We start from the raw sequence: 12,167 nt of genomic DNA, 5'->3' as shown, positions 1-12,167 counted from the left end.
GCGACCCTACCTGGTCGGTGTCGCAGCCACACCTGCTCCCAGCAGCGCCGAAACCGTGACGAAGGTGTAACCGCGCGACCGTAACCCGTTGATCATGTCCGTCAGACCCCGCAGCGCGACCAGCCGCCGGCGGGCCCCCACATCGTGGCCGAGCACTATCGTTCCCGGTCGAACCTCGGCCACCATCCGTTGGGCGTGACCGGCCGGATCGTCGGGGAACTGGCGCTCCACCATCTGCAACGACCAGAGCACCAGCCGATAGTCCAGCCGGGCCGCCGCGTGCAGCACCGCCCCGCCCAGGTGGCCGTACGGCGGGCGCAGGAGCGCCGGCGGCACCCCGGTCAGGTCGGTGATCGCGTCGTGGCTGCGGCGCAGGTCGTCGTACGCCTCGGCGGCGTCCAGTTCGGCCAGGTCCCGGTGTTCCCAGCTGTGGTTGCCCACCTCGTGCCCGGCCAGCCGGTCGCGGACGACGTCGGCGTGCCGACGGACCTGCGCCCCGACCATGAAGAAGGTGGCCGGAACCCGATGCTGGGCCAGGGTGTCGAGCACCATGGGTGTCCACTGTGGTGCTGGGCCGTCGTCGAAGGTGAGGGCCACCAGGCGTTGGTTGGTCCGCACGGACCAGACGACCTCCAGCGCGCCGGAGCCGACATCCTGTTGGCCGCTACCGAGGGTGGTGCTGGCGGGGCCGCCGGCGATCGGCATCCGGCGATGAGTGATCCACCACGCCTCGGACGTCCCCGCACCGATGGCCACACCGCCCACCACCAGGAGGCCACGGCGCAGCAGGTCGCGTCGCCCCCACCCACGCGCGCCCTCGGCCATCTGCCCGCCCCGCTTCACCCACACTCCCCACCCGTCTACGAGGAGTATGCAAGAAGTTACACAAAGTATGGGTGGTCGAGTCGGAGTGTTTTCGGTCGAATGAACCTGGAACGCCCCCGACGAAAATCCGCCGGGGGCGTTCCGAAGCGCGCTGCGACCTACTCGGTCGGCTCCGCCGGAGGCAACGGCGAGGTACGGCTACGCGGCAACCGCAGCACCTCGAACTGGTCCGTGCCCTCCACCAACGCGGCCGACGGCGCGGGTCGCCCGGCCGGCTGCACACCCTCGGCAGCGACCGGGGCGGGCGCGCCGCTCGGCACCGCGACCTGGTTCGGCGCCGGCACCTCGTCGGTCTCCGTCGTGGTCACCGCCGACCCTCCGGAACGACGCCGTGCACGCCGAGCCCGCAGCGACTCCTTGGTGTGCTCCACCATCGTGTAGAGCGTCGGCACCAGGATCAACGTGAGCAGCGTCGAGCTGAGCAGACCACCGATCACCACGACCGCCAGCGGCTGAGAGATGAAGCCGCCCTCACCGGTCAGCCCGAACGCCATCGGCAGCAGCGCGAAGATGGTCGCCACCGCCGTCATCAGGATCGGGCGCAGCCGGCGACGGCCACCTTCGACCACCGCCTCCCGGACCCCCATGCCCTGCGCCCGGTACTGGTTGATCAGGTCGAGCAACACGATCGCGTTGGTCACCACGATGCCGACCAGCATCAGCACACCGATCAGCGCCGGAACACCGAGCGGCGTCCCGGTGACCAACAGCAGACCGATGGCACCGGTCGCCGCGAACGGGATCGAGATCAGCAGGATCAACGCCTGGGTGAGGCTGCGGAACGTGGCCACCATGATCAGGAAGACGATGGCGATCGCGGCCAGCACCGCCAGACCCAGGTCCGCGAAGGCATCCGCCTGATCCGCGCTGACACCACCGATGGTGAAACTCGCACCCGGCACGTTGATGCCGTCCAGCCGCTTCTGCAACTCCTGGCTGGTCGCGCCCAGGTTCGACCCGGTCGCCGCGCCGGTCACCGACACACTGCGCTCACCGTCGATCCGGGTGACCTGCTGCGGGCCTTCGCCCTGGGTGACCTGCGCGATGTCGCCCAGCTTGACCGGACCAACAGGCAGCGCGCGCAGCTCCTCCACTGTCATCGGCGGCTGCGTGCCCAACCGCAGCACCACGTTCTGCTGCTGGCCGTCGAGCGCTACCTGACCCAGCGGCGCTCCCCGGAACGCCTGCGACACGAGCTGCCCCACGGCGGCCTCGGTGAGCCCGACCCGACCCGCGGCGACCCGGTCGACCGCCACGTCGACCCGCGGTACCCGCGCCGCCAGGCTGGTGGAGACGTCCTCGACGTCCGGGACGCCGTCCATCGCGGCCCGCACCTCCTCGGCGGCCCGGGTCAGCGTCTCCGGGTCGCTGGCCTGGACGATCACCTCCAGCTGGCTGGTCGACGCCTCCTGCCCGCCACCGAAGCTGATCTCACCCACACCGGCGCCGAGCTTGTCGAACTCCTTGCGCAGCACCTCACGCATCTGCTTCGCGTCGGTGTCACCGTCGAGCGCCAGCGACCAGCTGGCGACGTTGTTGCCGCCGCCGCCCGCCCACGGGTTGTCCCCACCGCCGGCTGTCACCTGGTACGTCTCGACACCGTCGGTGCGGGACAGCACCGACTCGACCTGCTTGGCCGCCGCGTCGGTGGCCGCCAGGCCACTGCCGGCCGGCAGTTCCTGGCTCATGTTGAGGGTGTCCTGGCCGGAGTCGTCCAGGAAGTTGGTCTCCAACTTCTGCGCCAGACCGAACGTGCCGAAGAGCACCAGCAGGCCGAGCCCGACGGTGATCCAACGGGTCGACCGCTTGCGGGTGGCGAACCCGATCACGGGCAGGTACGCCCGCTGCAACGGGCTGCGCAGCTCCTTCTCCTCCGCGGCGTGCCGTACCGCCTCGTCGTCAGCGGTGCCGCCGCGCGGCTTGAGGAACCAGTACGCGAGGACCGGGATCACTGTCAGCGACACCAGCAGCGAGGCGAGCAGAGCCACCGTCACGGTGATCGCGAACGGCGCGAAGAGTTGGCCCACGAACCCGCCGACCAGCGCGATCGGCGCGAACACCGCCACCGTGGTGAGCGTGGACGCGGTCACCGCACCGGCGACCTCCCGGACGCCGGTGATGATGGCGTGCCGTTTCTCCTCGCCGTACTCCAGATGTCGTTTGATGTTCTCCAACACCACGATCGAGTCGTCGACCACCCGACCGACCGCGATGGTCAACGCGCCGAGGGTGAGCAGGTTGAGCGAGTAGTCGCCGATCCACAGGGCGATCAGCGCCACCAGCACGGAGAGCGGGATGGAGACCGCGGTGACCACCGTCGAGCGCACCGACAGCAGGAAGACCAGGATGACGATGACCGCCATCACCAGGCCCAGCAGGCCCTCCGTGGTCAACGACTCGATCGACTTCTCGACGAACGGCGCCTGGTCGAAGACCACTGTCAGCTCCGCGCCGGAGGCGTCCTTCAGGTCGTCGAGCCGGTCCCTGATCTCGTGCGAGATCTCCACGGCGTTGCCGTCCGGCGAGGCCGTGACCGCGATGCCGAGGCTGTCCTTGCCGTTGGTCCGGGTGATCGCCGTGGCCGGTGCGAGCTGCTGCTCGACCGTCGCCACGTCACCGAGGCGAACCGGTGCCGCGGCCGGGGCGACAACGATGCCGCGCAGCTCCTCCAGGGTGGCGATCGGCGTTCCGACCTGCACCGGGAGGGCCAAGGCGCCGTCGGTCACCGCGCCGGCCGGAACCGCCACGCCGTTGGTCTTCAGCGCCGCGCCGATCGCCGTCGGCTGGATCTTCGCGGCGGCCAGCTTCGCCGGGTCCGGGGTGATCACCACGACGTTGTCGCGGGTGCCGGTCACCTCGACGGTGCGTACCCCCTCGATGCCCTCCAGCTCCGGCACCACGGTCGCGCGCAGCTTCTCGGCGAGCGCCCGCTCGTCCGCCGCGCCGGCCGCGGCCAGCACCACCGCCGGCAGGTCGTCGGTGCTACCCGCGATGACCTGCGGGTCGACGCCCTCCGGCAGTTGGGCGTCGATCCGGCTCAACGCGGTCTGCATCTTGTTGACCACGTCGTCGAGGTCGGTGCCGAACTCGTACGTCACCTGGACGGTGGCCGCCCCCTCGCGGGAGGTGGAGGTGACCTGGTCCAGCCCCGGGATGCCCTGGAGGGCGTTCTCGATCGGCTCGGTCACCTGCGACTCGACGATCTCGGGGCCGGCGCCGGGGTAGGGGGCCACGATGAACGCGGCCGGGAACTCGAGCGACGGCAGCAGTTGCTGCTTCAGCGACGGCACGGCGAACACTCCGAACACCGTGGTCACCACCGCGATGAGGGCAATCAGCCCTCGGTTGGCGAGGCTGAATCTGGCGAGCAGCGACATCGGCCTGGCTCACTCCTGAACGAGAATGCGGGCGGGGATACCCGAAAGTGTGCCGGACTCGCATACCTCGGCCCCCGCCGCCCCCGGACCGTCGCGCCGTCCAGTCACCCGCCGTCGATCACCACCCGGAGGTGGCGCGCTCAGGCCAGGTCGAGGGCGCGCGCCGCAGCCAGCGGGTCGTTCGCGATGGTCACCGGCGCCGGCGCAGTGGAGATCGCCCATTCCGGGTCCTTCAGCCCGTGGCCGGTCACAGTGCAGACCACAGTGGAGCCGGGCGGCACCGCGCCCGCCGCGGCCTGCTGCAGCAGGCCGGCCACGCTGGCCGCGCTGCCCAGCTCGACGAAGACCCCCACCTCACGGGCGAGCAGACGGTACGCGGAGAGGATCTCCCGGTCGGTCACCGACGCGATCAGGCCACCGGAGGCGTCCCGGGCATCCAATGCCTTGGTCCAGCTGGCCGGGTTGCCGATCCGGATCGCGGTGGCGATGGTGGACGGCTCCGGCACCACCTGCCCGGTCACGATCGGGGCCGCCCCGGCGGCCTGGAAGCCGTACATCTTCGGGGCGCGGGTGGTGGCGCCGGCGGCCAACTCCTCGGCGTATCCCATCCAGTACGCGGAGATGTTGCCGGCGTTGCCGACCGGCAGGCAGTGGATGTCGGGCGCGTCACCGAGCGCCTCGACGATCTCGAAGGCAGCGGTCTTCTGGCCGTGCAGCCGGTCGATGTTCACCGAGTTGACCAACGCGACCGGGTAGTCCTGGGCGAGCTTGGCGGCCGTCGCCAGGCAGTCGTCGAAGTTGCCGTTCACCTGCAGCAGCTTCGCGCCGTGCACCAGCGCCTGGGCCAGCTTGCCCAGCGCGATCTTGCCCTGCGGCACCAGCACGGCGCAGGTCAACCCGGCGCGGGCCGCGTACGCCGCGGCGGAGGCGCTGGTGTTGCCGGTGGAGGCGCAGATGATGGCCTTGTTGCCGGCCTCGACCGCCTTGGACACCGCGAGGGTCATCCCCCGGTCCTTGAAGGAGCCGGTCGGGTTGGCGCCCTCCACCTTGAGGTGCACGTCGCAACCGAGCCGGGCGGACAGCACCGGCGCCGGCAACAGCGGGGTGTTGCCCTCGTGCAGCGTGACGACCGGCGTGGCCGCAGTGACCGGCAGCCGATCCCGGTACGCCTCGATCAGACCCCGCCACATGTCGCTCTCCTCGCTTCTACCGCTGCGCCCACCCGATATCAGGGCCACCTTGGACCAGCCCGCTGGAGTGGTCAATGGCACACCCCCGCCTACCCACCTGGCGGGACGCGCGAGCCGTTCCGTCGATGATGCAACGACTCAGGCGTCGCCCTCGACCCGCAGCACACTGGTCACCGACCGGACAATGTCCAGACCGCGCAGCTCGCCGACTGTCGCGGCGAGCGCGGCATCCGGTGCCACATGCGTGACGATGACCAGCTCGGCGTCGCCGTCGCGGCCCGCTGGCCCGCCCGCCGAGCCCTGCCGCACCGTCGCGATCGACACGTCGTGCCGGGCGAAGACGCCCGCCACCGAGGCCAGCACACCCGGGCGGTCGGCCACGTCGAGGCTCACGTGGTAGCGGGTCAACGCCTCACCCATCGGCCGTACCGCGAGGGCCGCGTACGCGCTCTCGCTGGCCGCGCGCACCCCGGCGAGCCGGTTGCGGGACACCGCGACCACGTCACCGAGCACCGCGCTGGCGGTGGGTGCGCCACCGGCGCCCCGACCGTAGAACATCAACTGCCCGGCCGCGTCCGCCTCCACGAAGACCGCGTTGAACGCGTCCCCGACGCTGGCCAGCGGGTGGCTGCGCGGGATCATCGCCGGGTGCACCCGGACGCTGACCGTCTCCCGGCCGGTGGGGTCGACACCCCGGGCCGCGATGCAGAGCAGTTTGATCGTGCAGCCCATCGCCTGGGCGCTGGCCATGTCCGCGGCGGTCACCTCGGTGATGCCCTCGCGGTGCACGTCGGCGGCGCCGACCCGGGTGTGGAACGCCAGCGAGGCGAGGATCGCCGCCTTCGCCGCCGCGTCGAAGCCCTCCACGTCGGCGGTCGGATCGGCCTCCGCGTACCCCAGGGCTGTGGCCTCTTCGAGGGCCTCGGCGAAGCCGGCGCCGGTCGCGTCCATCGCGGAGAGGATGAAGTTGGTGGTGCCGTTGACGATGCCGGTGACCCGGTTGATCCGGTCGCCGTGCAGCGACTCCCGTAGCGGGCGCAGCAGCGGGATGGCCCCGGCCACTGACGCCTCGTAGTAGAGGTCGCCGCCGCCCTCGGCCGCCGCCTCGTGCAGGGCCACGCCGTCCTCGGCGAGCAGCGCCTTGTTGGCGGTGACCACGCTCTTGCCGGCGCGCAGCGCCTCGACCAGCCAACTCCGGGCCGGTTCGATGCCACCGACCACCTCGATCACCACGTCCACGTCGTCGCGCTTGATCAGGCCAAGCGCGTCGGTGGTGAAGAGGTCCTCGTCGACCGGCAGGTCACCCCGGTCGCGGCCGAGCCGACGGACGGCGATGCCGGCGATCTCCAGCGGGGCGCCGATCCGCGCGGTGAGGTCGGCCGACTGCTCGTGCAGCAGCCGGACCACCTCCTGGCCGACAGTGCCACAGCCGAGCAGCGCCAAGCGCACAGGTGACGTCATCCAACATCCAATGCGAGCAGGTCCTCTTCGGTTTCCCGCCGGACGATCAGGCGCGCCTGGCCGTCGCGCACCGCGACCACCGGTGGCCGGGGCACATGGTTGTAGTTGCTGGCCATGCTTCGGCAGTACGCACCGGTGCCGGGCACCGCTACAAGATCTCCGGGCTGCACGTCGGCGGGCAGGAATTCATCCTTCACCACGATGTCCCCGGACTCACAGTGCTTTCCCACCACGCGGGCGAGCAACGGCTGCGCGGTCGACGCCCGCGAGGCCAGCGTCGCCGAATAGGTCGCGTCGTAGAGGGCGGTGCGGATGTTGTCGCTCATCCCGCCGTCGACGCTGACGTACGTCCGGAGGCCGTCGAGGTCCTTCACCGTGCCGACCTCGTAGAGGGTGAACACGGCCGGCCCGACGATGGCCCGGCCCGGCTCGATCGACAGGCGCGGCACTGCCAGGTTCTCCGCGGCGCACTCCGAATCGACGATCCTCCGAAGCCGCTTGGCCAGATCCTGCGGGGTCGCCGGGTCGTCCTGGGTGGTGTACGCGATGCCGAAGCCGCCGCCCAGGTCCAGCTCGGGCAGCTCCACCCCGCGCGCGTCGCGGATCTGCGCCTGCAGGGCGAGCACCCGCCGGGCCGAGACCTCGAAGCCGCTGGCGTCGAAGATCTGCGAGCCGATGTGCGAGTGCAGCCCGCGCAGTTCCAGCACACCCTCGTCGAGGATCTTGAACGCGGCGTTCGCGGCGGCGCCGCCGGCCAGCGAGAAGCCGAACTTCTGGTCCTCGTGGGCGGTGGCGATGAACTCGTGGGTGTGCGCCTCGACGCCCACAGTGACCCGGACCAGCACCCGGGGCCGGACCCCGCGCTCGCGGGCCAGCGCGGTGAGCCGGTCGATCTCGGTGAACGAGTCGACGATGATCCGGCCCACGCCCGCGTCCAGCGCCCGGCCCAGCTCGGCGACCGACTTGTTGTTGCCGTGGAAGCCGATCCGCTCCGGCGGCATCCCGGCCGACAGTGCGGTGGCCAGCTCGCCACCGGTGCAGACGTCCAGGTGCAGCCCCTCCTCGGCGATCATCCGGACCACCGCCCGGCAGAGGAACGCCTTGCCCGCGTAGAACACGTCCTCGGTCGGGAAGGCCGCCCGGAAGTCGCGGCAGCGCGAGCGCAGGTCGGCCTCGTCGAGGACGTACACCGGGGTGCCGAACTCGGCTGCGATGTCGCTGACGCTCAGGCCCGCCACAGCGACCGCGCCGTCGGCGCCGCGGGTCACCGACCGCGGCCACAGCGCCGGCACGAGGGCGTTGACGTCGGCCGGGGTACGCAGCCAGGCGGGCCCCTGGTTGCTGATGTCCGCGTGCAGCGCACCAGCCTCGTGAGCCCTCATGTCACATCCTCTCGGGTGCGGAGACGCCGAGCAGGAACAGGCCGTTGGCGACGACCGTGCGGGTGGCGTCGTTGAGCCAGAGCCGGGCCCGGTGCAGGTCGGTGATCTCCTCGTCGCCGCGCGGCAGGACCCGGCAGTCGTCATAGAACCGGTGGTAGGACGGCGCGATGTCCTCCTCCAGGTAGCGGGCCACCCGGTGCGGCTCGCGCAGCTCGGCGGCCGTCGCTACCACCGCCGGGAACTGGGCGAGCGCCTTGAGTAGCGTGTTCTCCTTCTCGTGGTCGAGCAGCTCGGGGCGGAACGCGTCGGCGTCCCCCCGAACCAGCCCCACCTCGGCGGCGTTGCGGGCCACACCCGCCGTCCGGGCGGCCACGTACTGCACCTTGTAGACCGGGTTGTCGTTCTTGGCCTTGGTCCACAGCTCGATGTCGATGTCGATCGGCGAGTCGCTGGAGTACCGGGCCAACGCGTACCGGGAGGCGTCCACGCCGATCGCCTCGACAAGGTCCTCCAGGGTGATCACGGTGCCGGCCCGCTTGCTCATCCGCATCGGGGCGCCGTCGCGCAGCAGGTTGACCAGCTGCCCGATGAGGATCTCCAGATTGCGCTCCGGGTCGTCGCCGAAGCAGGCGGACATCGCCTTCATCCGGCCGATGTAGCCGTGGTGGTCGGCACCCAGCATGATCACGACCCGCTCGAAGCCGCGCTCGCGCTTGTCCAGGTAGTAGGCGCAGTCCGCGGCGAAGTACGTCCACTCGCCGTTGGACTTGCGCAGCACCCGGTCCTTGTCGTCGCCGAAGTCGGTGGTGCGCAGCCAGGTGGCGCCCTCGGACTCGTAGAGGTGCCCCTGCTGGCGCAGCCGGGCCAGGGCGAGGTCCAGCTCACCCCGGTCGTGCAGGTCCTTCTCGTTGAAGTAGGTGTCGAACTCCACCCCGAAGTCGCGCAACGAGGTGCGGATCTCGTCGAACATCAGCGCGACGCCCTCGACCCGGAAGACCTCCTGGGCGGCGTCGTCGTCGAGCGAGCGCACCTCCGGCCGGCGGGCCTGCACCTCGGCGGCGATCTCGGCGATGTACGCCCCGCCGTAGCCGTCCTCCGGCGCCGGCTCGCCCTTGGCGGCGGCGAGCAGCGACCGGGCGAACCTGTCGATCTGCGAACCGGCGTCGTTGAAGTAGTACTCAGTGCCGACGTCGGCGCCGGTGGCCCGCAGCAGCCGGCTCAGCGCGTCACCGACGGCAGCCCAGCGGACCCCGCCGATGTGCACCGGCCCGGTCGGGTTGGCCGAGACGAACTCCAGGTTGATCTTCTCGCCGGCGAGCCGGTCGCTGCGGCCGTACTCCGCGCCGGTCTCGACGATCACCCGCGCGAGCTGACCGGCCGCGGCGGCGTCGAGCCGGATGTTCAGGAAGCCCGGCCCGGCGATTTCCACCGATTTGACCCCCGCCGCCCGACCCAGCTCATCGGCCAGGGCCGTCGCCAGCTCCCGGGGCGGGACGCCCACCTTCTTGCTCAACTGCAGCGCGAGCGTCGAGGCGTAGTCGCCGTGCTCGGGGTTGCGCGGTCGCTCCACCACCGTGCTCGCCGGCAGCGCGGCGCGGTCCAGCCCACGCTGCTCGAAGACGGCGTGGGCGGCGGCAAGGACGACCGAGGCTAGTTCTGCAGGAGTCACCCAACCATGTTATCGGGGGTAGACTCGGGCACTCGGCGGCTCCCCTGCGCGTCATCCGGCCCGCCACTCCCCTGACCGACCGACTTGACGAGGCACGATGAGCATCAGCACCCCGGGTGGCCCTGAGCGCCGCCCGACCGTGGTCAGCACCGGCAAGAAGCCGGCTGCGGGCCGGCCGGCGTCCGGCGCCAAGGCCGGTTCCGGCAAGCCGACGGGCTCCCCCCGGGCCGGGGGCAAGGGCCCGCGCAAGCCGGTCACCCCGGTCAAGGTGAGCCAGGGCCGCGCGTGGGGGCCGATCGCGCTCTTCGTCGCGGTCGGCGTGCTCGCGGCCGGCATCATCGGCTATGGCGCCTGGGCGTCGTTCCAGGGCTCCAAGCCGTGGGACAAGCGGGCCAACGCCAACATCCGCAAGTCCGACCCGGACAGCCTCAAGTACGAGTCGCACAAGTCGGGCCCGCTGACCTACAAGTACTCGCCGCCGGTGGGCGGGGTGCACAACGCCGCCTGGCAGAACTGCATGGGCGACGTGTACGACGCCCCGATCGCCAGCGAGCACGCGGTGCACAGCCTGGAGCACGGCGCGGTGTGGATCACCTACCGCCCGGACCTGCCCAAGGACCAGGTCGACAAGCTCGCCGGCAAGGTGCGCGGCGTCGAGAAGATGCTGATGAGCCCGTACGAGGGCCTGGACAAGCCGATTTCGCTGCAGGCCTGGGGCTACCAGCTCAAGGTCGACAACGCCGACGACTCGCGGGTCGACGAGTTCATCAAGGACCTGCGGGTGAACGCCTCCGTGGAGGGCCCGACGGCGCTCTGCAACACCGGCATCACCGCCACCGGCACCACGCCACGTGAACTCCAGCAACAGCAGCAGCCCACCCAGTAAGGACGGCAATGACCGCTCCGGCAACCACCGACAGCGAGTACGACGAGATCCCGGCCGCCCCGGACGAGGGCGGCCGGGCCCCGGCGTCGCGCTACGGCGTGCTGGCGCTCGCCATCATGCTGGTGGTGGGGCTCCTCCTCGGGTACGCGGGCGGTCTGCTCACCCCGCGGCTCACCCGACCCGGTGACGCCTCGGTCGAGGCGGGCTTCGCCCGGGACATGACGACCCACCACGCGCAGGCGGTGGAGATGAGCCTGATCGCGTACCGGTCGGCGACCCTCCCCGAGGTGCGGCAGATCGCCGTGGACATCGCCACCGGGCAGCAGGGCGAGATCGGCGCCATGCAGACCTGGCTGCGCGAGTGGGGTCTCAGCCCGACCGGGTCGAACCCGCCGATGTCGTGGATGTCCGACGGGGCCACCGTCAAGGACGGCCTGATGCCGGGCATGGCCACGCCGCAACAGATGACCGCCCTGCGCGACGCCCAGGGCATCGAGGTCGACAGGCAGTTCCTGACCCTGATGTACAACCACCACCTTGGCGGCATCCACATGATTGACGCGGCGCTCGGCGCGACAGACAACGCCGAGGTGGTGCGGGTGGCGAACACCATGAAAGCCACTCAGCAGACCGAACTGAACAACCTCCGGCAGCTCCAGGCGCAGGCCAAGGGCTGACCGACCGGACGGGCACCCGGCCCGCGTCCCCGCCGAACCGTGGCGGCGACGCGGGCCGCACCATGTCACCACCAGTGCCCCCAACCCGCGTCCCCACCAACCCGCCCCCGGCTCGCCCTCAGCCCAGCCCAGCCCTGGTCCCGGCCTGGCCCCTGCCCGGCCCGCCCAGCCCTGGCTCGACCCCCGACCCGGCCTGGCCCCGGCCTGGCCTGGCCCCGACCTGGCCTGGCCCCGACCTGGCCTGGCCCCGACCTGGCTCGACCCTCGGCCTAACGCGGCCCTGGTCCGGCCCCAGCTCGGCTCGGCCCCGGCTCGGCCCGGCCCTCAGGCCTTGATCGACTCGGCTTTCAGAAAACCGCGCCGTCCGCCCGACCGGGACACCCCGACCTTCAGGAACCCGAGTCGATCAACGCCGGCGGACCGCCACCGCGTGACCGAACTCAACCCGCCTCGGCCCGACCCGGCTCAACCCCCGGCCCGACCCACCCAACCCCGACTCGCCCCCGGCCCAACCCGGGCCCGGGCCAGCCCTCAAGCCTTGATCAACTCGGCTTTCAGAAAACCGCGCCGTCCGCCCGACCGGGACACCCCGACCTTCAGGAACCCGAGTCGATCAACGCCGGCGGACCGCCACCGCGTG

The 12,167-nt window shown here is 71.3% G+C and carries 8 protein-coding genes; 2 read left to right on the top strand and 6 right to left on the bottom strand.

Annotation, left to right across the window (positions count from 1 at the left end):
* Positions 1-6: 6 nt before the first annotated feature.
* The 6 genes from AB0K35_RS30210 to argS form a co-directional block, all read right to left on the bottom strand.
* Entirely contained in the window at positions 7-843 is an 837-nt protein-coding gene (locus AB0K35_RS30210) for a polysaccharide deacetylase family protein (protein ID WP_363889746.1), read from the bottom strand.
* A gap of 140 nt (positions 844-983) precedes the next feature.
* A complete protein-coding gene (locus AB0K35_RS30205; RefSeq protein WP_238670549.1) occupies positions 984-4,262 on the bottom strand; it encodes an efflux RND transporter permease subunit in 3,279 nt (1,092 codons plus the stop codon).
* A 140-nt stretch (positions 4,263-4,402) separates the two neighbouring features.
* The gene (gene thrC, locus AB0K35_RS30200; protein ID WP_238670550.1) at positions 4,403-5,452 is read right to left on the bottom strand and encodes a threonine synthase; all 1,050 of its coding nucleotides are present in this window, start codon (positions 5,450-5,452) and stop codon (positions 4,403-4,405) included.
* A gap of 138 nt (positions 5,453-5,590) precedes the next feature.
* Positions 5,591-6,901, bottom strand: coding sequence for a homoserine dehydrogenase (locus tag AB0K35_RS30195; protein ID WP_238670587.1), 1,311 nt, complete (start codon positions 6,899-6,901; stop codon positions 5,591-5,593).
* 8 nt (positions 6,902-6,909) lie between these two features.
* Positions 6,910-8,295, bottom strand: a complete 1,386-nt coding sequence (gene lysA / locus AB0K35_RS30190; protein ID WP_238670551.1) for a diaminopimelate decarboxylase — start codon at positions 8,293-8,295, stop codon at positions 6,910-6,912.
* A 1-nt stretch (position 8,296) separates the two neighbouring features.
* A complete protein-coding gene (gene argS, locus AB0K35_RS30185) occupies positions 8,297-9,964 on the bottom strand; it encodes an arginine--tRNA ligase (protein ID WP_363889742.1) in 1,668 nt (555 codons plus the stop codon).
* Between the two features lie 97 nt (positions 9,965-10,061).
* On the opposite strand from argS, the gene AB0K35_RS30180 reads away from it, so the two are divergent.
* Positions 10,062-10,850 carry a DUF3105 domain-containing protein gene (locus AB0K35_RS30180; protein ID WP_363889739.1) on the top strand — a complete coding sequence of 263 codons (789 nt, stop codon included), beginning with the start codon at positions 10,062-10,064 and terminating at the stop codon, positions 10,848-10,850.
* A gap of 8 nt (positions 10,851-10,858) precedes the next feature.
* On the top strand, positions 10,859-11,527 hold the full coding sequence (locus AB0K35_RS30175; RefSeq protein ID WP_238670554.1) for a DUF305 domain-containing protein: 669 nt from the start codon (positions 10,859-10,861) through the stop codon (positions 11,525-11,527).
* Positions 11,528-12,167: the final 640 nt, after the last annotated feature.

Source organism: Micromonospora sp. NPDC053740, assembly GCF_040677775.1.
Classification (GTDB): domain Bacteria; phylum Actinomycetota; class Actinomycetes; order Mycobacteriales; family Micromonosporaceae; genus Micromonospora; species Micromonospora alfalfae.
This window is presented reverse-complemented; position numbering and strand designations above follow the sequence as displayed.

Bases quoted from the DNA above. Each gene is read 5' to 3' on its own strand.
- AB0K35_RS30180 (WP_363889739.1), top strand. From the start codon at position 10,062: ATGAGCATCAGCACCCCGGGTGGCCCTGAGCGCCGCCCGACCGTGGTC.
- AB0K35_RS30175 (WP_238670554.1), top strand. From the start codon at position 10,859: ATGACCGCTCCGGCAACCACCGACAGCGAGTACGACGAGATCCCGGCC.
- thrC (WP_238670550.1), bottom strand. From the start codon at position 5,452: ATGTGGCGGGGTCTGATCGAGGCGTACCGGGATCGGCTGCCGGTCACT.
- AB0K35_RS30205 (WP_238670549.1), bottom strand. From the start codon at position 4,262: ATGTCGCTGCTCGCCAGATTCAGCCTCGCCAACCGAGGGCTGATTGCC.
- lysA (WP_238670551.1), bottom strand. From the start codon at position 8,295: ATGAGGGCTCACGAGGCTGGTGCGCTGCACGCGGACATCAGCAACCAG.